At 68.6% G+C, this 19,243-nt stretch carries 20 protein-coding genes; 4 read left to right on the forward strand and 16 right to left on the reverse strand.

Translation table 11 applies throughout. The features are described 5' to 3' along the window. Window positions 1-10: 10 nt before the first annotated feature. A complete protein-coding gene (locus VD997_16010) occupies window positions 11-1,366 on the forward strand; it encodes a beta-propeller fold lactonase family protein (GenBank protein ID HYE63495.1) in 1,356 nt (451 codons plus the stop codon). Window positions 1,367-1,442: 76 nt separating this feature from the next. Here the strand turns inward: VD997_16010 and VD997_16015 are convergent, their stop codons facing one another. The 11 genes from VD997_16015 to VD997_16065 all read right to left on the reverse strand — a co-directional run bounded on the left by VD997_16015 (window position 1,443) and on the right by VD997_16065 (window position 11,009). Then, window positions 1,443-2,642: a phosphoglycerate kinase gene (locus VD997_16015; GenBank protein HYE63496.1), complete on the reverse strand. Its 1,200-nt coding sequence runs from the start codon at window positions 2,640-2,642 to the stop codon at window positions 1,443-1,445. Window positions 2,643-2,790: 148 nt separating this feature from the next. Continuing rightward, window positions 2,791-3,408 (reverse strand): ATP synthase F1 subunit delta, encoded by a 618-nt coding sequence (atpH, locus tag VD997_16020; GenBank protein ID HYE63497.1) that lies wholly within the window; start codon window positions 3,406-3,408, stop codon window positions 2,791-2,793. 58 nt (window positions 3,409-3,466) lie between these two features. Further along, complete coding sequence (atpF, locus tag VD997_16025; protein HYE63498.1) at window positions 3,467-4,066, reverse strand: F0F1 ATP synthase subunit B; 600 nt, start codon at window positions 4,064-4,066, stop codon at window positions 3,467-3,469. A gap of 71 nt (window positions 4,067-4,137) precedes the next feature. Next, a complete protein-coding gene (gene atpE / locus VD997_16030; GenBank protein HYE63499.1) occupies window positions 4,138-4,488 on the reverse strand; it encodes an ATP synthase F0 subunit C in 351 nt (116 codons plus the stop codon). A 78-nt stretch (window positions 4,489-4,566) separates the two neighbouring features. After that, window positions 4,567-5,550 (reverse strand): F0F1 ATP synthase subunit A, encoded by a 984-nt coding sequence (gene atpB / locus VD997_16035; protein ID HYE63500.1) that lies wholly within the window; start codon window positions 5,548-5,550, stop codon window positions 4,567-4,569. Further along, window positions 5,550-5,999 (reverse strand): hypothetical protein, encoded by a 450-nt coding sequence (locus tag VD997_16040; protein HYE63501.1) that lies wholly within the window; start codon window positions 5,997-5,999, stop codon window positions 5,550-5,552. The genes atpB and VD997_16040 overlap by 1 nt, the downstream gene beginning before the upstream one ends. Before the next feature lie 202 nt (window positions 6,000-6,201). After that, the gene (locus tag VD997_16045) at window positions 6,202-6,486 is read right to left on the reverse strand and encodes a hypothetical protein (protein HYE63502.1); all 285 of its coding nucleotides are present in this window, start codon (window positions 6,484-6,486) and stop codon (window positions 6,202-6,204) included. Between the two features lie 12 nt (window positions 6,487-6,498). Further along, on the reverse strand, window positions 6,499-6,759 hold the full coding sequence (locus VD997_16050) for a hypothetical protein (protein HYE63503.1): 261 nt from the start codon (window positions 6,757-6,759) through the stop codon (window positions 6,499-6,501). Further along, the gene (locus tag VD997_16055) at window positions 6,756-6,953 is read right to left on the reverse strand and encodes a hypothetical protein (GenBank protein ID HYE63504.1); all 198 of its coding nucleotides are present in this window, start codon (window positions 6,951-6,953) and stop codon (window positions 6,756-6,758) included. The genes VD997_16050 and VD997_16055 overlap by 4 nt, the downstream gene beginning before the upstream one ends. A 4-nt stretch (window positions 6,954-6,957) precedes the next feature. After that, on the reverse strand, window positions 6,958-10,029 hold the full coding sequence (gene alaS, locus VD997_16060; GenBank protein HYE63505.1) for an alanine--tRNA ligase: 3,072 nt from the start codon (window positions 10,027-10,029) through the stop codon (window positions 6,958-6,960). 284 nt (window positions 10,030-10,313) lie between these two features. Continuing rightward, window positions 10,314-11,009 carry a fibronectin type III domain-containing protein gene (locus VD997_16065; protein ID HYE63506.1) on the reverse strand — a complete coding sequence of 232 codons (696 nt, stop codon included), beginning with the start codon at window positions 11,007-11,009 and terminating at the stop codon, window positions 10,314-10,316. A 539-nt stretch (window positions 11,010-11,548) separates the two neighbouring features. Between VD997_16065 and VD997_16070 the strand changes: the two genes are divergently transcribed. Further along, window positions 11,549-12,268, forward strand: a complete 720-nt coding sequence (locus tag VD997_16070) for a hypothetical protein (GenBank protein ID HYE63507.1) — start codon at window positions 11,549-11,551, stop codon at window positions 12,266-12,268. Window positions 12,269-12,479: 211 nt separating this feature from the next. On the opposite strand, the gene VD997_16075 is transcribed toward VD997_16070, so the two are convergent. From VD997_16075 to VD997_16095, 5 genes are all read right to left on the reverse strand, one after another. Then, entirely contained in the window at window positions 12,480-12,902 is a 423-nt protein-coding gene (locus tag VD997_16075) for a copper-binding protein (protein ID HYE63508.1), read from the reverse strand. Window positions 12,903-13,040: 138 nt separating this feature from the next. Continuing rightward, the gene (gene truD / locus VD997_16080; protein ID HYE63509.1) at window positions 13,041-14,396 is read right to left on the reverse strand and encodes a tRNA pseudouridine(13) synthase TruD; all 1,356 of its coding nucleotides are present in this window, start codon (window positions 14,394-14,396) and stop codon (window positions 13,041-13,043) included. Further along, on the reverse strand, window positions 14,383-14,850 hold the full coding sequence (locus VD997_16085; protein ID HYE63510.1) for a bifunctional nuclease family protein: 468 nt from the start codon (window positions 14,848-14,850) through the stop codon (window positions 14,383-14,385). The genes truD and VD997_16085 overlap by 14 nt, the downstream gene beginning before the upstream one ends. Window positions 14,851-14,931: 81 nt before the next feature. Next, complete coding sequence (locus tag VD997_16090) at window positions 14,932-15,780, reverse strand: NAD(P)H-hydrate epimerase (GenBank protein HYE63511.1); 849 nt, start codon at window positions 15,778-15,780, stop codon at window positions 14,932-14,934. 102 nt (window positions 15,781-15,882) lie between these two features. Beyond that, window positions 15,883-16,998: a thioredoxin domain-containing protein gene (locus VD997_16095; GenBank protein ID HYE63512.1), complete on the reverse strand. Its 1,116-nt coding sequence runs from the start codon at window positions 16,996-16,998 to the stop codon at window positions 15,883-15,885. A 199-nt stretch (window positions 16,999-17,197) separates the two neighbouring features. On the opposite strand from VD997_16095, the gene VD997_16100 reads away from it, so the two are divergent. Then, window positions 17,198-18,478, forward strand: a complete 1,281-nt coding sequence (locus tag VD997_16100) for a hypothetical protein (GenBank protein ID HYE63513.1) — start codon at window positions 17,198-17,200, stop codon at window positions 18,476-18,478. A gap of 57 nt (window positions 18,479-18,535) precedes the next feature. Next, window positions 18,536-19,240 carry a hypothetical protein gene (locus VD997_16105; GenBank protein HYE63514.1) on the forward strand — a complete coding sequence of 235 codons (705 nt, stop codon included), beginning with the start codon at window positions 18,536-18,538 and terminating at the stop codon, window positions 19,238-19,240. The last annotated feature ends 3 nt before the right edge of the window (window positions 19,241-19,243 follow it).

Here is a 19,243-nt window from a genome sequence, read left to right on the forward strand (position 1 = left end):
GGAGTTGATGATGCGTTGCACCCTGTCCATCGCGGGCGCCCTTTCCATCGCGGCCGCGGCCGCCCTCTCGCCCACCGCCCTGGCCCAGTCCGCCGGCCCGGCCGTGTTCGCCGCCTGCAACGGCAACCTGCGCGGCAGCGTGACCAGCTGGCGCATCAACCCCGACGGCACCGTCACGCTGGTGCAGGACCTGGTCATCGGCGAGCGGCTGAGCAGCGAGCCCTCGATCCCGGGCACCAACGCGTACTCGGCGGCGCTCTCGCCGAATGGCAAGTACCTCGCCATCGGGCACGCGACCTCCTTCGCGCAGGAGCAGGTGACGATCGTGCGCGTGCACGAGGACGCCACGCTCTCGCAGGTGACGACCTTCACCGAGCCCAGCACGCCGATGGACGTGGTGTGGCTGAGCGATGAAGTGCTCGCCGTGACGGAGGCGTACACCAGCGGCACCAACCGCGTGCGCTCGTACCGGTTCGACGAGGAGACCACGGCGGTCACGCACGTCAGCACGGTCGATGTGGGGAGCTTCTGCACCTCGCTGGCCAAGACGCCCGACGGCCGCTGGCTGTTCGCGAACGACTCGCCGCTGCAGGGGAGCTCGGCGATCCGCAGCATCGCGGTCGCGCCCGACGGCGTGCTCTCGGTGTCGGGCAACGCCGGCTACACGTTCGGCTACTCGCTCGGGCTGGGCATGAGCCCCGACGGACGCCGCCTCTACAGCGGCGGCGGGATCTCGGGCGGGAACGTGGTGAGCGGCTTCGACTTCGACGCGGCCACCGGCGTGCTGACCGACGTGCCCGGGATGCCCTTCGCCTCCGCGGGCAGCTCGCCGAAGCAGGTCGCGATCGCCCCGAGCGGGAACTACGCGCTGGTGGGGCACGGCAGCGACGGCACCGCCCGCCTGCACCTGGTTGACCCGCAGACGGGGATGCTGACCTACACCGGCAACTTCGTCGACGTCGGCAGCCAGGGCTCGCTGGGGTTCATCGACTTCGTGCGCGTGAACGGCATGGACCTCGCGCTCTTCACCGACCGCGACACCACCGGCGGGCGCGGCATGTGCTCGGCGGTGATCGAGCCCAACGGCACGCTCACCATCAAGAGCATGCGTGTTGACGGCGGCGGAATCGACCCGATGCGCGTAGTGGCGTGGGTGCCGTCCGGCCCAACGTGCGGCACGAGCGACTTCAACGGCGACGGCGACGCGGGAACGGATCAGGACATCGAGGCGTTCTTCGCCTGCATCGGCGGCTCGTGCTGCGACACCTGCTGGGCGGGCGGGTCGGACTTCAACGGCGACGGCGATGCGGGAACCGACCAGGACATCGAGGCGTTCTTCCGCGTGCTGGGCGGGAACCCGTGCTGATGCGCTGAGGCGCAGAAAAAAAGCCCAGGGATCATGATCCCTGGGCTTTGGTGTTGCGCCGATTCCAACGAACCTCTTAGTCCAGCAGCTCCACGCTCTCGAACTTCTTGCCCTCGAGCATTTCGAGGCTCGCGCCGCCGCCGGTGGAGACGTGGGTCATCTTGCTGGCCAGGTTGAACTTCTCGACCGCGGCCGCGGAGTCGCCGCCGCCGACGATGCTGATCGCGCCGGCGCTGGTCGCATCGGCGATGGCCTTGGCGACCTGCTGGGTGCCCTGAGAGAAGGGGCGGAACTCAAAGACGCCCATGGGGCCGTTCCAGACGATGGTCTTCGCCTTGCGGAGGAGCAGGGCGTACTTGGTCTGGGTCTTGGGGCCGATGTCCAGTCCCATGAAGCCGTCTTTGATCTCTTCATCGAAGACCTCGATGTCGCCTGCGTTCTCGCTGAACTCGGTGGAGCACGTGTGGTCGACCGGGAGGTGGAGCTCGGCCTTGAGGCGGGCCGCGAGGTCGATGGTCTTCTTGGCGTCGGCGATGCGGTTGGTCTCGACGCGGGACTTGCCGACCTTCTTGCCCATGGCGGCGAGGAAGGTGTAGGCCATGGCGCCGCCGACGACGATGGCGGAGGCCTTGGGCAGCAGGTGGTCGATGGCGCCCATCTTGTCGGAGACCTTGGCCCCGCCAAGGACGACCACGAAGGGCTTGGCGGGGTTGGCCAGCGAGTCGGAGAGGAACTTGAGCTCCTTCTCCAGGAGGAAGCCGGCGACGCGGGGCTTGCCCTTCATGGCGTTGGGCACGGCGACCATGGAGGCGTCGGGGCGGTGGGCGGTGCCGAAAGCGTCGTTGCAGTAGACGTCGCCGTAGGCCGCGAGCTTGGCGGCGAACGCAGCGTCGCCCTTCTTCTCGCCCTTGTGGAAGCGGAGGTTCTCGAGGAGGAGAACGTCGCCGTTCTTCATGGCGGCGACGGCGCCCGCGGCGGCGGCATCGGTGCAGTCCTGAGAGGGGAAGGCAACCGGCTTGCCGAGGAGCTCGGAGAGCTTCTTCGCGGCGAGGGCGAGGGAGAACTCGGCCTCGTAGCCCTGGCCCTCCGGGCGGCCCATGTGCGACATGAGGATGGCCTTCCCGCCGCGGTCAGTAATGGACTTGATAGTGGGCAGGGCCTCGCGGATGCGGCGGTCGTCGGTGATCTGGCCGTCCTCGACGGGGACGTTGAAGTCAACGCGGGTCAGGACGCGCTTGCCGGAGACATCGACGGACTGAATGGTCTGCTTGGGCACGGGCTCACTCCTTCGGCCCACGCAACCCGCGCAGTTCGCGGCTCGCATGGGGGAGTGAGGATAGGTCGCGAGCAGCCCAGGTGGGTCATGAAAAAACCCGGGCATGGGCCCGGGTTCGGTGTTTCAAGCGCGATGTGGCGAGCGGTGCTTAGCGGCCGCCCTCTTCCACGATGCGGCTGATCTTCGCGCGGATGTTCGCGCCCCCCTCGGTGTCGAGCTGATCCTTCAGCTTGCGGAGGTGCGTGGCGAGCGAGGCGTCGATGAGCTGGTCGCCGATCTGGAACTTGACGCCGCCGATCATGTTCGCGTCGGTGTAGGGGTGGAGGACAACTTCCTTGCCCATGACCTGACCGAGGCGGTCCTTCATCGTGCGGAGCAGGTCGGCACCGACGGGCTCGACGGTGTACACGTCGACCTCGACGCGCCCGAACTTCTCCTGCGATTCCTGGTCGAAGGCCGCGGCGATGCTGGGGAGCTGGCCGATGCGGCCCTTCTCATTGAGCACCTGCAGGAACTTATAGGTGAGGTCGCTGACACGTCCCTTGAAGATCTTCTCGAGAGCACGCTCGCGGTCGGTCGAGGCGATCGCAGGGGAAGAGAGGAACTCGCTGAACTTCTGATCCTGGCGGGCGAGCTCGAGGATGTCCTCGAGCTCGGCCACGGTGGACTCGATCTCCGCCTGGCCGCCGTGCTTGTTGGCCATGTCGAAGAGGCTTCGGGCGTAGACGCGTGCGGTCGCGTCGGGTGGGGAGTCGATCAAAGGCATGGATAGGTCCTATGGGTCGTATAGGTCCTATGGGACCTAGAGAGGAGGAGCTGTGTGATCAGGCCTTGCCGCTGGTCTGGAGCTGCTGGAGGCTCTCCTCCACCAGGCGCTGAGTGTCGTTGCTGTTCACGTTGCGGCGGAGGATCTTGCTCGCGGCGTCGATCGCAACGGTCGTGCCGAGGTTGTAGATCTCCGACACCGCCGCCCGCTTGGCGGCCTCGATGTCGCGCATCGCCCGGTCGCGCATGGCCGAAAGCTCGGCGTCGGCCTTGGCCCGCAGCTCGGCCGCGAGGGTCGCCTGCTGGGCCTTGGTGGTCTCGATCATCTTCTGTGCCTCGGCGCGGGCCTGGGCGAGGGACTGCTGGTACTGCTCGAGGGCGTCCTTCGCCTGCGTGCGGGCCATCTCGGCCGCCTCGATCTCCTCGCGGATCTTGTTCTCGCGGTCGCGGAGGCCGCCGAGGATCTTGGGCCATACCAGCTTGCTGGCGATCGCGAGCACCACGATGAACACGCCGATGGCGACGAGCATCGGGACGATGCCCTCCTGCAGCTTGGGCACCACGCCGGCCTTCCCGGCGGGGGCGTCAGCAGCGAGCGTGGAAGTGGCCGCGAGGCAGAGGGCGGCGGCGGTAGCGAGGCGGGTCATCAGGCTCTTCATTGCGAGCTCCGGGGTTGCAGGGGGAACGGAACGGAAAACGGGGGGAGACCTTCCGGCCTCCCCACGCGGTTTTACTTGACGAAGCCGACCAGCAGGCCGACGACGATCGCGAACAGCGTCGCACCTTCGACGAGCGCGGCTGCGAGGATCATGTTGGTGCCGATGGGGCCGCCGGCCTCGGGCTGGCGGGCGATGGACTCGACCGCGCCCTTGCCGATCATGCCGATGCCCAGCGCGCCGCCGATCACGGCGAGGCCCGCGCCGATGGCCGCGAGGCCCTGGCCGATGGTGATGCCGCCGCCAGTGTTGGTGGCGCCCGCGAGATCAGCGGGGTTGGTGGCCGTGCCCTGCGCCATGGCGGCGACGGGGAGGACGGCAAGAGCGCCGAGGGCCAGGAGACCGTACTTCGCGAACTTCTTCATTCTTCTACCTCTCTGAATCGATCACGAGGAACCTGTGGTGCCGGCTTGCAATGCAGGGGCCGGCGTGGGACCCGTTATTCACGCGTGGGCGTGCTCGTGGCCGTGGGCCTCATGGTGCTCGTGATCACCATGATGGCTGAGTTGGGAGATGAACACGGTGGTGAGGAACATGAACACGAAGGCCTGGAGAAAGGCGACGAAGAGCTCCAGGAAGTAGATGGCGATCGCGCCGATGATCGACGCGGCCGTGATCACGAAGCCCATGATCGCGCCGCCCGCGGAGGGGTCGCGGACGATCTGCCCCGCGACTTCCTTTTGGCCGATGAGCAGGGCCATGCCGCTGACTGCAAACATGAAGAGCACGGCCATCAGGATGTGGCCCGCGGTCATGTTGGCGAAGAGACGCAGGGCCAGCGCGACCGGCTTGATGATCGTGCCGACGATCTCGATGGGAATCATCAGGGCCGCGACGGGAAGCTTGGTGCCCGCGGTGAGGTGGCCGAGGTAGCCGCCGATGCCGAGCTCACGCATGCCCGCGATGTTGATGAGGATCGCGGCGAGCAGCGCGAGAGCCGCGGTGACGAACAGGTTCTGCGTCGCCGTCGCGCCCAGGAGGCCACTGAGGTAGTGGTGACCTGAGGCCTTGTCGACGAGGTGGAAGAAGTCGGCGATGGGCGTGAGGCCCAGCAGGTTATTGATGAGGATGAAGAAGAAGAACGTCCACAAGAACGGCATGAACTTGTCGGTGCGGTCGCCCAGCAGCGGGCGGACGGTGTTGTCCCGCAGGTAGACGCAGATCACCTCGATCATGTGGGCGAAGGCGTTCTTGGTCACGTAGCGGTCGGTGCCCTGGGCGGCATCGCCGGTCTGGATGCGGCGGGCCGCGAAGGCGAGCAAGAGCAGCGTCAGGATGCCCGCGAGGATGAGGTTGCCCACGTGGGCGGACCAGAGCCACACGCCGTGCAGGCCGAAGAGGTCGCCGACGGCCCAGGAGTAGTGGGGGGCCTGGTTGACGACGTGGTCAACCGGGTTCTCGGCGGCAAGGGTGAGGGAGGCGAACATCAGCGGACTCCGGTGGGCGTCCCCGGGCGGGACGCGTTGATGGTGCGGATGGCCCAGGTCGTCTCCGCCACCAGGGCGAAGAGCCCCGCCAGCAGGAACGACGTCCAGAAGCAGCGTCCCTCGAGGGACATCAGGAAGAACAGGAGGACGCCCACGAGCAGGGCGATGAGCATGCGGGCGGTGGAGGAAGCGAGCACGCCGATCGCCAGACGGGCGGGCTGGTTGTGGGTGAGCACCCCCAGCAGCATGACGCCGATGACTCCCGCGACGGCCCACAGGATCATGGGTGTAAGCGATGCAACAGCAATGGTTTGGGTGTCGCCGCCAGCCCACTTCGCGGCGTGCCCGACTCCGATCGCCATGAGCCCGCCCAGGCTGCACGCGGCCACGATCTGGGCCATCAGCGGGCCGGTACGGATAGCGGTGGGTTGAGCGTGGCTGGTGGTCATCGGGTGTGACCCCCTTCACTGAGCGATAAAGCCCGACGAAAGGGGGTTCAAGAGTAGGTCAGTTGGGGGCGGCTGGCGAGGGGTCCTGGGTGGCCCGCCGCTCCGCGGCGGCGCCTTGGAGCTGGATGGACGGTGGACATGGAGTTTCGGGGATGGGGGTCTCGTAACGAAGACCGCCGCGGAGCGGCGGGCCACCCCCGAATCAGGCCTTGCGGTTCAGCTTGTTGGCCTCGCGGATGAACTGGACCAGCCCCGAGAGCATGCCGCACCCCAGGCCGATCAGGATGGGCCAGGGGGCGGCGTTCTTGAGCCAGAACGCCTGGATCGCCCACCCGATCAGGCCCCCGGCCATCACGGTGAAGGCGAAGTTCATGCCCACGGCCCAGACCTTCCCCTGCTGGGCGAGCTTCTTCCCCGCGACAGGGTCGCCGTCGCGCCGGATGGCGTGCTGGCCGCGGGTGAAGTCGAAGTGGTCCTTGTCAGGCATGGAGCCTCCCCACTAGCTGCGCCCGATGAGGGTGTCGTATTCGGCGTGAGAGCCGATCCAGTACCACACCAGTGTGTCCTCGTGCTGAATCGCAAGGGCGCGGTAGGCGATACCCACGCGAGATGACCAGAGATGACGAACTCGCTTCAAGTGCAGTGATGGATGCTGAGGATCCTGCTTTAAATGAGCAAAGGATGAGTTGGCGACCTGCTGCACATCCTCGGGAAGGGCGTTGTAGTGCTTCCAGAAGCTGCGAGCCGCGCGATGATTCACAGCTCCGTGGTCCGGCCTTCGCGGAGGTCCTTCAACGCTTCCTCAGCGAGCTTGTCCATCCGACCTGCCTTGGAGTCCTCCTCGATCTGCTTGTCCCAGAGCTCAGCATCGAACTCCGCGAACCAACGCCTGAACTGCACGAGTTCCTCCGAGGAGAGCTGACGCACGGCGTTCTCAATTTCGCTGATGCCCATAGTCTCACATGATAAGCCGGAGGGCGTTGGTCCGCGCCGCCTTGATTGCGTCGTTCACCTTGCTGATGTCCGTACCGCCGCCCTGGGCGGCGTCCGGCTTGCCGCCGCCCTTGCCGCCGACGATGGCGGCGGTGTCGCGCAGCCAGTCGCCCGCCTTCAGGCCCTTGGCGATGAGCGGCTCGGGGACGCCGGTCATGATCGCGACCTTGCCGCCGGGCTGGTCGACGCTGAAGAGCATGACCGCGGCCTTGGGGGCCTTGTCGCGGATCGTCTTCATCGCCGCCTGCAGGGCGTCGCGGTTGTCGCCCGCCTCGACCGTCGCGACGATCACGAGGTCGTTGGCCATCAGCGCCGACTCGGCGATGGCGCGGGCCTGACGCACGGCCTCATCACGCACGGCCGCGCCCATCTTCTTGCTCGCCTCCTTCACGCGCTCCTGGAGGGCCGCTATTTGAGCGCGGGCGCGGGCCTTGCGCCACGAGGGGATCGTGAGGGCCTCGAGCTCCGCCGAAAGGTCGGTCACGGCCTTGGGCAGCTCGCCGTCGGAGAGCTGCGCCGCGGCGCTGATGCGGCCCTCGATCGCGGCGGCGTGCCGGTTGGCCTCGGCCGCGAGATCGCCGGTGACGGCGACCACGCGCCGGATGCCCTTGGCGACCGCCTCCTCGGAGATGATGGCGAAGTCCTCGATCTGGCCCGTGGTGTTGACGTGCGTGCCGCCGCAGAACTCCACGCTGTAGTCCATCCACTGCGGGTTCTGCGGCTGGGAGAGGAGGGCGGAGACCGGCTGCCCGACGCTGACCACGCGCACGGGGTCGGGGTAGACCTCGCCGAACACGGCCCGCAGGGTGTTGATCTGCTTCGCGGAGACGAGCGACGCGGGCTCAGCGTACACAGGCAGGTTAGACTTGATGCGGGCGGTGACGCCGCGCTCGATGACCTCAAGCTCGCCGCTGGTGACGGGCTGGTTGTGGGAGAAGTCGAAGCGCATGCGGTCGGGGGCGACCAGCGAGCCCTTCTGGTCCACGTGCGTGCCCAGCACGCTGCGGAGCATGAGGTTGGTGAGGTGCGTGGCGGTGTGGTTGCTGGCGGTGCGCAGGCGGCGCTTCTGGTCCAGGTCCATGAGGACGCTGTCGCCCACGCGCAGCTCGCCGGTGCGGAGGTGGCCGATGTGCAGCACGTAGCCGCCGAAGGCCCTGGTGTCTTCGACGACGAACTCGGTGCGCTGGTCGCGGTCCTCGCTGGCGTTGAGCAGCGTGATGCGGCCGGTGTCGCCCTCCTGCCCGCCCATCTGCGCGTAGAAGCAGGTGCGGTCGGTGATGACGCCCACAGGGCGGTCGTTGTGCGTGGTGTTGGGGCGGGCGACCTCGTCGAAGGTCTCGCCGTTCCAGATCGCGCGGACGGTGGCGCGCACGTCCTTGTTGGCGAACTTGTGCGAGTCGTCCGTCGCGGGCACCTCCCAGTGCTTCAGGCGCGCGATCTCCTCGCCGCCGAGCGTCAGGGCCTTCGGGGCGCCCTCCTTTGCCGCCCCGCCGGTGCGCGACAGGTCTTTGGCCGCCTCGACCGCCTTCTCGAAGCCAGCGGTGTCCACCTTGATGCCGCGCTCCTCGGCCATCAGCACCGTGAGGTCGATGGGGAAGCCGTAGGTGTCGTAGAGCTTGAACGCGTCGGCCCCCGCGATGGTCCTGTTGGCGGACTCGGCCGCGACCTGCTCGAAGAGCTTGATGCCTCTGTCGAGGGTCTTGCCGAAGCTCTCCTCCTCCTCGAGGATGATCTTCTGCACGCGCCCCGGGTCCTTGCGCAGCTCGGGGAAGGCGTCGCCGAAGCGGTCGACCACCACGGGCACGAGCTGGGCGAAGAAGCCGGTCTTGGCCCCCAGCATCTGCCGCCCGTAGCGCACGGCCCGCCGCAGGATGCGCCGCAGCACGTAGCCGCGCCCCACGTTGCTGGGCACGGCCCCGTCGGTGATCGCGAACGTCAGCGTGCGGATGTGGTCGGCGATCACGCGGTACGCGGTATCGACATTGCCCTTGTCCGCCGCCCCCAGCCTGCCCGAGTACCCGTGCGGGGCGCTCGTCAGCCGCTCGATGGCGGCGAAGATGGGCATGAACACGTCGGTGTCGTAGTTGCTGCGCTTGTTCTGCAGCACCGAGACCAGCCGCTCCAGGCCCATGCCCGTGTCCACGTGCTTGGCGGGCAGCGGGATCAGCTTGCGGTACTTCGCCTCGATCTCCGCGCGGCTCTTCCAGGGCAGCTTCCCGCGCTCGGCCTCGGGCGTGCTGTCCCACTTCTGCAGCGCGTCCAGCCCCTCCTGCGGGTACTCGGCGTTGAACTGGATGAACACGTTGTTCCAGATCTCGATGACGTCGGGGTCGCTCTCGTTCACCTTGTCCGCGACCATCCGCTCCTCCTCGCCCATGGCGGTGAGGCGGTCGACGTGGATCTCGGTGCACGGCCCGCACGGCCCCGTGTCGCCCATCATCCAGAAGTTGTCCTTCATGTTCCCCGGCAGCACGCGCTGCGGCGGCAGGTAGCGCTCCCACAGCGCCTTGGTCTCCAGGTCCGGCCCGATGCCCGCGGCCTCGTTGCCGCCGAAGTACGTCGCGTACAGCGCGTTCGCCGGCAGCCCGTAGACCTTCGTCAGCAGCTCCCATGACCAGTCGATCGCTTCCTTCTTGAAGTAGTCGCCGAAGGACCAGTTGCCCAGCATCTCGAAGAACGTGTGGTGGTAGGTGTCCTTGCCCACGTCCTCCAGGTCGTTGTGCTTGCCGCCCGCGCGGATGCACTTCTGGCTGTTCACCGCCCGCTTCAGCCGCCCCATGTCGCTGCCGGGGTCCGCCTGCCCCAGGAAGATGGGCTTGAACTGGTTCATCCCCGCGTTGGTGAACAGCAGCGTGGGATCATCCAGCGGCACCGACGGCGAGCTGGGCACGAACGTGTGCCCACCCCCACCCGCCGCCGCGCCGGGCTTGCCGCGGAAAAAGTCGATGAACATCGAGCGGATCTGGTCCGCGGTCAGGTTCTGGCGGCTGATGCCGGCGGCGGGCGAAGAAGCGGTGGTGGGGGACGTGGAGGACATGATCGGGGGAATCTCCGGTCACCCAGCCTCGCGGGCCGGGGTGAGCGGGGATTCTAGGTGCATAAAGCAAAAGGCCCGGGCCGCCCGACCCGGGCCCCGCCCCACGAGAAGGCAAAGGCAGAACACGGAGGTGACAGAGGCGGGATTGAGGGGCACGGAGTGTGAAGGCAGGAACTGACAACCAGAGACCTGCACGGAATAGAAAAGGCCCGGGTCCATCGACCCGGGCCTCGCACATTCCACTCCTGACTTCTCTCCGTGCTCTCTGTGTTCGGTTCCCGGCCTCAGGCCGCGAGCTTCCCGCCCGTCAGCCCGGTGATGGCGAGGTTGCCCCCGCCGTCGACGCCGAACTGCAGGGTGAAGGGCGTGCTGGCGTCGCCCTGGCTGGCCCCGCGCTGGGCGGTGACCTGGTACACGGCCCCGCCGCTGGCGCTGGGGATGCTGGCGTCGGTGAAGTTGCGGGCCGCCGTCACGCCCACCTGCGACCACACCTGCGAGTTCAGCAACCGGCGGCGGATGATGTACACGGTGCCCGTGCTGCCCGGCGGGTTCTTGCACTGCCAGGAGATCTTCACCGAGCCGTCGGGGTTGAGCGTGGCCCGGAAGGTGTCGGGCGTGCCCGGGGGAGGCATCTGCGAGGGGTTCTGCGGCGGGATCAGCTGGCTGGCGTCCCAAACGGCCTGCGGGTTGGCCGAGGCCGCGGCGAAGGCGTCGATGGCCGCGACCGTCGCGGTCATGGTGGTGTTCATGATGCGGAACTTGGCGCTGGCCTTGGCCGACGCCACCTTCAGCTGGTCCTTGAGCGACTGCACCTCGAGCATGGCGTCGTTGAAGTCGGTCACGGCGGTGACGTAGTTGGTCACCATCGTGGGCGACAACCCGATGCTGGCGCCCCCCGTCTGGAACGGAGTCTGGTGGGCGAGGGCGAAGTTGAGGGCGTCGAGGCGGGGGGCACGGACGATGCGCTGCACTTTCGACATGGCGGGCTCCTGTCTTGAGGGAGTGGTTCGGGCGGGCGGCAGCGCCCATCCGGCCTCACGGCGTGATGCTCATCGGGGGTTTCTCTGCCCAGCCCGCGCGTCGACCCCGCGGAATCGCCCCGGGCGCGCCCGCCTGCGCCGCCTGCGCGGCCTGTACGCCCGCGCCGCACGCCCGCACGCCCGCGCACGGCCCCCGCGCGGGCCCACGACTCGCGCGTGCGCCGCCAGAACGCACCCGTGTTCCGCCAGAACGCACCCACTTTGTGCGCCAGCGCGGCCACTTTTTGCCAAAGAACGGCCGCGCCGCCGCGGAGCACGGCCACTCTTTGCCAAAGAACGGCCGCGCTGCGGCGGAGCACGGCCACTCTTTGCCAAAAAACGGCCGCGCTGCGGCGGAGCACGGCCACTCTTTGCCAGAAAACGGCCGCGCTCCGCCGCGGTTGCCGGCCTTGAGGGGACGCGTTCGGCCTCACTGGTGTCGGTCAGGTTGCACCAGGGCGCGAGTTGCGTCCTACCGACACCTGGGCGAAGCCTCCCAAATGAAAACCACAGCGGCGCGGTACGCTGTGGGCGTGCGGCGGCCCGCGTCGACATCTCGTTCATCGCCGGTGAAGCGCTGGACGCTCAAGATCACCCTCGCCCTGCTCGCGGGCGCGGTCGTCACGTGGGGGGTGGCGTGGGGGTGTGCGCTGTGGGCAGTTCGCGGCGAGACGTACATGAGCAACCGCTTCGGCGGGAGTTCCCCAGAAGACGGCGAACTCGAACGCCGTTTCCCGCCTGGACTCCGTGCAGGGTGGCGACGGGCTGAGGGCGAGTGGGTCCGCTCGGTACAGCTCGGGCACGGACGCGGATGGGAGGAGGGGTACTACTCCGTCAAGCGGTGGACCCCTTCGAACACTGCGACGGCTGCCGCATGGGGGCGCTACGGCTGGCCTGCGTTGTCGCTCCTATGGATGGAGACACACGCGGGATTCCAGGGCCCCGAGCTGCATGCGCCGTCAACCTTGAAGCCGAGGGTTCGCGGAACGAAGTGGTTGAACGGCCAGAAGGGCCGGCGGTTGCCGCTCGCAATCATCCCCCTTGGCTTTGCGCTCAACACCCTCCTCGCGGCGGGCGTGCTGCTGGGGGTGGTGGAGGCCTTCGCGTTCGCGCGGCGGCGGGGGCGTCGGCGCAAAGGCCGGTGCACCTCGTGCGGCTACGACCGCCGCGGGCTCGTTGGCGATGCGGCGGCGTGCCCGGAGTGCGGGGCGGCTGGTTAGAAGACTGACGAAGGCAAAGACCACTTGGGAGGCTTCGCCCGGGTGTCGGGGGGAGGTCGCGCGAGCGCTGGTGCTGCTGGCCCGACACCAGTGGGTCGGCCGTTGACCGGCTCCGTGCCACGACCGTGCTTTGACGGTCGTGCGGTTGGCCGTGTGGGACGGGCGGGGAGACACGACCGTCCGAGCACGGTCGTGGCACGAGAGGGCGCGGTTACTCCTCGAGCGTGCCGAGGTTCAGCTTTGTGTCCGCGGGCAGCTCGGTCAGGCGGGTGATGAGGAAGCGGGGCTTGGCGGTGAAGCGCATCTCCATGGTGAACTCGACGGGGTCGCCGGGGGCGAGGCCGTCGAGGCTCACGCCGGGGGCGAGGTAGGGGAAGCCCATCACCATCTCGTTCATGCCGATGACCTCGCCCTGCTGGTTCTTGAACCCGGGCAGCGCCTCGTGGTGCAGGTCGAGGTAGGGGCGCTTGACGCTGGGCAGGGCGTCCACGCGGGCGCGGAGCGTGTAGGTGTGGTCGGCGGGGGAGTCGGCGGTGATCGGCTGGAGCAGCCCCGCCGGCGCTTTGTTGAACAGCCGCGGCGTAGAGACGGCGAGGATGATGCCGACGAGGAAGAGGAGGAGCAGGCGGATCATGGCGGAGGGTAGGGGATGTCGGATGTCGGACGTCGGATGTGGGATGTGGGATGTGGGATGTGGGATGTGGGATGTCGGATGTGGGAATGCGGGAGGTGGTCCTCTCTGACATCCGACATCCGACATCCGACATCCCCTCTAGCCCACCTCCTCCCATTCGCCGGACTTCACCACCGCGGGCTTCATGACCTCGCGGAGGACGACGGTGGCGAAGCTGCCCTTGGGGAGCTCGAAGGCGCAGCGGACGTAGGGGCCGTGCTCGTCGACGCCGCCCTCGACCTCGGGGTCAATGACAGGGACGCGAAGGGGGCGGCGCTTGCCCTCCAGCTTGAAGGGGCTTTTGCTGTCGAATGTCTCGAGCTGCGCGGGGGTGACGCCGAAGGATTCCAACACCGCCTGCTCGCGCACGCCCGTCTCGCCGCCCGCGCGGACCATCGAGCCGCCCCACATCGGGCCGCTGGGGCTGATCTCAAAGCGTGCCAGGCGGGCGGCAGTCTCTGGGTCGGCGGCCACGGCGTCATCGACCGCGAACACCGCGAGGTTCTCGTGCTTGACGGCCAGGTCGCCGGGGGCGAGGGTCGCGAGCGTGCCGGTTGACACCCGCCCGTCGAGCACGGCGTTGAACACCGCGGACTGGAACGCGGAGAAGTAGTACCGCAGGATGGGCTCGTCGAGGGCGAGCATGGCCTCGGGGGGGCTCGCCCCCTTGGAGAGCCGGTACAGCACGCGCTGCTCGGTGCGGGCCGAGCGCGGGTAGAGGTCGCCCGCTTCCTGGTAGCGCCCCTCCGCGAACAGGCGGCGGGCCTCCGCGTTGAGCTCGGGGTGCGCGGCGTTGGCGCCCAGCAGCTCGCGCACGGCGGCGTCAAAGTCGCCGGTGATGAGGTGGCGGCCCACGAGGTGGTTGTTCTCCAGCATCCCGAAGCGCTGCTCGCCGACGCGGTTGGGCACGCCGACTTTCGCGAGCCGCCGCAGCACGCGGTCCGCGGCCAGCACGTCGGTGGGTTTTACATTGCGGATGCGGACAGAGAAGCGGTTGCCCTTGAGGTGGCCGGGGCGGAGCTTGTTGGCGTGGTAGTCGGCACCGACGATCGCCAGCCGCTCGTTGCGCAGCTCGGGGAAGTGCTCGATCTTCTTTCCGGGCACGTGCACCGAGACCATCTGGCGGGTGATGGCGTGCTTGTCCTTGAGCCCCGCGTAGCCGATGGCCCGCCGGTGCACGCCGAAGTGGCGGGCCAGCACCTCGACCATCTCCATGGTGGAGAGGCCGCGCTTGGTGACGGTGAGGTAGATGTGCTCGCCCTCGCCCGAGGGCGTGTACTGGGGGATCTCGTCGACGAGGAAGTCCTCGGGCCGCTGCTTGATCTGCCCGCCGATGCCCGGGATGTCGGCCGTGATGTACTGGCGGGGGATGACGTGGGTGCTGGTGTCCTTGGGTACCCCGTCGCTCCGCGACGGCTCTTGGGTATCCGGGGCGCCGGGGTCAGACCTCGTCACGGGTCGCGGCCTCCAGCACGTGCTCGGCGACGTAGATGGGCACGCCGCCGGCGATCCCCAGGGCGATGGCGTCGCTGGGGCGGGAGTCGATGTGCATCTTCTTGCCCTCGGCGGTGGTCACGTCGAGGGTGGCGAAGAAGGTGTGCTCGGCGAGGTCGTTGATGGTGATGGAGTCCAGCGAGGCGCCCAGCTTGTCGATGACGCTGGCGAGCAGGTCGTGCGTCTGCGGGCGCTTGATGCTGATGCCCTTGAGCCGCCGCTCGATCGACTGCGCCTCGGGCAAGCCGATCACGATGGGGAAGGAGCGGGCGTGCCCGCCCTCATCCGCGGCGTCATAGACGCTGGCCGTGGGCTTCTTCGCCTCTTCGCCCTCGGTCACCTCGCGCAGCTCGATGATCTGGTAGTCATTGAGCTCGCGGATCAGGATGCGCGACAGTTCCATCCGGACGGCCATGCGGTTCTCCCGGCGGGGATGGTAGCACAGCCTCGCGTGAACTTGGGCTTATGTGCGGGAGCTTGCGCGCTAGTGGATCGGTCAGTCGCGCCCGAACGCGCCGGGGCGGGGCGGGGACTGCGGCGGGGCGGGCGCGGCCGGCGGCTCGTGCACCGGCGGCTCCACCAGTCGCCGCCCGAGCTGATCCAGCAGCTCCCGCGGAATCCCGATGTCCGCGACGATGACCTCGCCCAGGAACGGCTGCGCCTCCAGCGCGAAGAACCCCTCCTTGAGCCCCGCGAGCGTCACGGTGGCGCTGGCCCGCACGGCTACGCGCCGGGGCATCCCCGTGTCGGCGTCCAGGCCGCTGGGCAGGTCCACCGCGAGGATGGGCACGCCGTCGGCCCCATAGCCGTTGACCTCAGTGACGATCTTCTCGTAGGTCGCCTCGAGGTCGCGGGAGAGGCCGGTGCCCACCAGCGCGTCGATGATGAGGTCGGTGCTGCGGAAGCTCGACATCGCGGCTGTGAGCGAGCGTTCCGGGTTCGCGGGGTCCATGAGGAAGATCTGCAGCCCCATGCGGTGCACGATGTCGAGGTTGATGCGGGCGTCGCCGGTGTACTGCGCGGGGTTGGCCGCGAGGAACACCGTCACGCGCAGGCCGGCGTTGTGCAGGTGGCGGGCGCAGGCGAGGCCGTCGCCGCCGTTGTTGCCGGGCCCGGCGACCACGAGCACGCGGGGCTTGTCGATGCCGTCGAGCCCGTCGAGGGCGACTTCCGCGATGTGGCGGGCCGCGTTCTCCATCAGCACGACGGAGGGGATGCCGAACTCCTGCACGGCGAGGCGGTCGAGCTTGCGCACGGCCTCGCGCGAGAAGATCCACAGGTGCTGGCGAGGGCGCAGGCGCGGGCGGGCGGGGCCGGGGCCGTGCTGGGGCGGAGTGCTCGGCACGGACGGAGTCTAGCCCCACGCGGTCAGGGGCCGTTCAAGGTTGGAATGAAAAGAGCCCCGCTGGTGCGGGGCTCTTCGGGTGACGTTGAAGCTCAGGGCTGATTAGTTCTTCGCGCCCTTGTACTTCTTGAGGTTGCCCTCGACCTCCTCACGCATCTCGTCGCCGTCGCTGTCGGTGAGCGCCTTCACGGCCTTCTCCTGAATCTCGACGGCCTTCGCCACGTCCTTCTTCTCCCAGTACGCGCGGGCCAGGGTGTCGAGGATCGCGGCGTTCTTGCTGTCGGTGATCTCGACGGCGCGCTTGGCGATGTCCATGGCCAGGTCGATGTCGCGGTTCTTGTAGCCCTCGTCATCGAGGATGCTCCAGGAGATCGCGTTGAGCACCATCGCGTTGTCCTTGACCGGGCCCGTGGTCATCTTCTTGGCGTACTCGTATGCGGCGGTCTCGCCCTTGTTCTCAAGGATGGCCTTGAAGCGGCTGGCCGCGGCCATGCCGTTGCGCTCGGGGTTGAGCTCGATCAGCTCATCGACGATCTTGCCCTCGGCCTCCTCATCGCCGCTGGTGCGGGCTTCCTGCAGCTTGGCCATCAGCTCGCGCTGCTTCTTGGCGGAGGCCGCGGCCTTGGCGGACTTCTCCGACGCGGCCTTGAGGTCGTAGGTGCCGGCGACGACCTCCTTGAGCACCTTGTCCATGCCCGCGGGGTGGCCGATCCACTGGATCTTGTTGTCCTTCACGATGAACGCGGAGGGGATGCCGCCCTGGCCCGAGGCCCGCATCCACGTGTCGCTCATGGGGGCGGGGGAGCCGCCGTAAGCGACGGTGTAGTCCATCTTGTCGCCCTGGTTCTTGACGAACTCGGTGACGCGGTCGAGGTACTTGCCGTCCTCGAGCTCGTTGTTCTCCTCCCAGATGCTCACGCCGATGAAGCGGACCTTGTCCTTGTACTCCTTCTGCATCTCGGTGAGGTGGGGGATGTTGCGGATGCAGGGGCCGCACCAGGTCGCCCAGAACTCGACGACGTAGATGCCCTTGTCGAGGTTCTCGACGGGCTTGCCCTTCACGAACTTCTCGATCTGCAGCTTGGGGGCGGTGTCGCCCACCTTCAGCATCGTGGCTTCCTGCTCCTTGGCGGCGGGTTTGTCCTGGGCGACCACGGCGGGGGCGGCGCCCACGAGGGCGAGGATCATGGACAGGGCGAAGATGCGCGGGGACTTCATTCGGAGCTCCTCTTGGATGGGCAGTGGGGCGGCAACACGCGGCCCGTGCAGTGGCGTCTCGACGCCCAAGGCCCACCCTGCCCGGGCGGGTCTGTTATTCTTACCTTAGACGCGGGCCGGCGGAAGGGGTTTCCTGGTGCTTTGCATGGGCGGGGGCCCGCGATGGACCCCGGGCACCCCGGGGGCAATCATTTCAGAGATGCGCGCACGGGTGGTTTCCAGCATCGCCTTGAGCCTGGTCCTGCACGCGGGGGGACTGGTAGCGCTCTCGCTGGTGGGCGCGCGGAGCCTCGCCAGCCCGGGTGAATCGCCGCAAGTGGGGGTGGTGCAAGGGCTTGAGCTGGCGGACACCGGGCTGGCCGTGCTGGTCCCGCTCGCGGTTCTGCCCACGCCCGAGCCGTTGCCCACGCCAGAAATTCAGCCGGAGCCCGAGCCCGAGGTAATGCCGCCCAAGCCGGAGGTCGAGCTGGAGGTGCCGCTGGGGATCGAAGATGGGGCGGAGCGCTCAGAGGTCTGGAAGGGGGCGAAGGAGGCGACCGAGCACCTCGCGCCCAAGTCCAAGATCGACCAGGCGGCGCGGGCGATCGACCCCAGGGCCGGCGCGGCGGAGGCCGGGCCCGCGTCGGCGGGCGACGGCGAGCGGGCGGCGCAGGAGGTTGTTCCGCAGCCCCCGCAGCCGGAGGTGAGCAAGAGCGCGCCCGCGGAGCAAACCGTGCCCGCGCCCGAGCCGCAGCCCAAGCCGGTACAGGAGCTCGAGAAGCAGGACCAGCCGCAGCAGGTGGAGCCCGAGCAACTCAACCCCCAGCAGTCCGAACCGGAGCAGCTGAAACCGCAGAGCCCCCCGGCGCCCGAGCCTGAAGGGGCGAGCGAGGTCGAGCTCCCGCGCCCGCAGGACGCGCCGGTGCAGCCGGAGCCGCCGCAGCCCGAGCCCGAGCAGCTGAAGCAGCAGCAGGAAAAGCCCGAGCAGCCGCAGGAGCAGCAGCTGCGCCCGGTGCAGCCGGAGACGGCGCCGGCCCAGAGCGCGGACACGTCGACAGCCGCAGCGCCCCCAGTCACGCCCGTACCGCCGCAGCCCGCCGACGCGCCCTCCGCAAAGGCCAGCGCCCCGCAGGCCGAGCCCGGACTCAGGGCCGACGAGGAGTCGCCCGCGGCCTCCGTCGTGGGCTCGCTCGTCTTCAAGCCCGGCGAGCCGCTCGCGGGCAAGGGCCTCCGCGTGTGGACCGTGACGCCCAAGTACGCGGTGACGACCCGCTACCTCGCCCGCCCCAAGAACGCGGTGGTGCTCATCACCTTCGGGCGCGACGGCAAGGTGCGCAAGGCCGTGTTCAAGGAGCGCACCGGCTATGAGGATGTGGACAAGCCGCTGCTGGAGGCGGTGTACCGCTGGACCGCCCGCGGCGAGGCCCTTTCCAGCCTCCCCGCCGACAAGCCCGACGCCGGCGTGACGTATTCGATCAAGTTCCTGATGGAGACGTACTAGGTTCGAGGTGGCATTGCGGCCGCGGCGCGGGCCTACTTCAATCCACAAGGAGGCGGCATGATCGGCCAGCTCACCGCATTGCTCATGTCCATCGCGTCCGCCGCGCCCGCGCAGCCCGAAAGCGTCACTGCCGGCGGCGCGCGCTGGACGCCCACCGAGCCCACCGTGGGCGACATGAACCCCGTGGGCACCAGCCAGCGGGCGATGCCGGTGGACCTGCGCGTGGGCAGCGGCTTTGACCGCCTCTACAAGCTCGACGCCAGGCCCCGCTTTTTCGGCGGCAGCGGGGGTGGGGGCTGGGCCGCGGGCGACAGCGACTACTACATGCGCATGAACGGCGGGGTAATGGCCGTGTTCCCGCGCTCCAGCTACGCGATGACCCGGCGCGGCCTGCTCACCGAGGTGCCCCCGGGCACGGTGTTCTCGATCGGCGGCAACGTCAACAAGCTCATGGGCGCGCAGCCGGGCATCAACGAGCCGCGTGTCCCCGGCCAGAACTTCGTGGACCGCTCGGCGAAGCCCGGCTCCCCCAACGACCCCGTGCCCGACCAGGAGCGGGCCCGCCCCGCCCCGCCCGAGCGCCCCGAGCCCCCGCAACGCGCCAACAACCAGGCCCCCCGCGACGGCGCTGCCGCGCCCGGCAACGAGGTGCGCTCCTCAGCGAACACCGCCCCCGCGCCGGGGCCGTCGATCTGGTGGGACGAGAGCTACCGGCAGCAGCGGGTGGGTCAGCTGCTGGACCGGGCCCTCGCGGGGCAGTAAAAG

It is taken from the genome of Phycisphaerales bacterium (assembly GCA_035627955.1).
GTDB lineage: Bacteria > Planctomycetota > Phycisphaerae > Phycisphaerales > UBA1924 > JAEYTB01.

What these genes read in the sequence shown, in the direction of transcription:
- VD997_16040 (HYE63501.1), bottom strand. Translation starts at nt 5,999, where the DNA reads ATGACCACCAGCCACGCTCAACCCACCGCTATCCGTACCGGCCCGCTG.
- VD997_16070 (HYE63507.1), top strand. Translation starts at nt 11,549, where the DNA reads ATGAAAACCACAGCGGCGCGGTACGCTGTGGGCGTGCGGCGGCCCGCG.
- VD997_16075 (HYE63508.1), bottom strand. Translation starts at nt 12,902, where the DNA reads ATGATCCGCCTGCTCCTCCTCTTCCTCGTCGGCATCATCCTCGCCGTC.
- VD997_16065 (HYE63506.1), bottom strand. Translation starts at nt 11,009, where the DNA reads ATGTCGAAAGTGCAGCGCATCGTCCGTGCCCCCCGCCTCGACGCCCTC.
- VD997_16105 (HYE63514.1), top strand. Translation starts at nt 18,536, where the DNA reads ATGATCGGCCAGCTCACCGCATTGCTCATGTCCATCGCGTCCGCCGCG.
- VD997_16055 (HYE63504.1), bottom strand. Translation starts at nt 6,953, where the DNA reads ATGGGCATCAGCGAAATTGAGAACGCCGTGCGTCAGCTCTCCTCGGAG.
- VD997_16085 (HYE63510.1), bottom strand. Translation starts at nt 14,850, where the DNA reads ATGGCCGTCCGGATGGAACTGTCGCGCATCCTGATCCGCGAGCTCAAT.
- VD997_16095 (HYE63512.1), bottom strand. Translation starts at nt 16,998, where the DNA reads ATGAAGTCCCCGCGCATCTTCGCCCTGTCCATGATCCTCGCCCTCGTG.
- VD997_16045 (HYE63502.1), bottom strand. Translation starts at nt 6,486, where the DNA reads ATGCCTGACAAGGACCACTTCGACTTCACCCGCGGCCAGCACGCCATC.
- atpH (HYE63497.1), bottom strand. Translation starts at nt 3,408, where the DNA reads ATGCCTTTGATCGACTCCCCACCCGACGCGACCGCACGCGTCTACGCC.
- alaS (HYE63505.1), bottom strand. Translation starts at nt 10,029, where the DNA reads ATGTCCTCCACGTCCCCCACCACCGCTTCTTCGCCCGCCGCCGGCATC.
- atpF (HYE63498.1), bottom strand. Translation starts at nt 4,066, where the DNA reads ATGAAGAGCCTGATGACCCGCCTCGCTACCGCCGCCGCCCTCTGCCTC.
- VD997_16100 (HYE63513.1), top strand. Translation starts at nt 17,198, where the DNA reads ATGCGCGCACGGGTGGTTTCCAGCATCGCCTTGAGCCTGGTCCTGCAC.
- atpB (HYE63500.1), bottom strand. Translation starts at nt 5,550, where the DNA reads ATGTTCGCCTCCCTCACCCTTGCCGCCGAGAACCCGGTTGACCACGTC.
- atpE (HYE63499.1), bottom strand. Translation starts at nt 4,488, where the DNA reads ATGAAGAAGTTCGCGAAGTACGGTCTCCTGGCCCTCGGCGCTCTTGCC.
- VD997_16010 (HYE63495.1), top strand. Translation starts at nt 11, where the DNA reads ATGCGTTGCACCCTGTCCATCGCGGGCGCCCTTTCCATCGCGGCCGCG.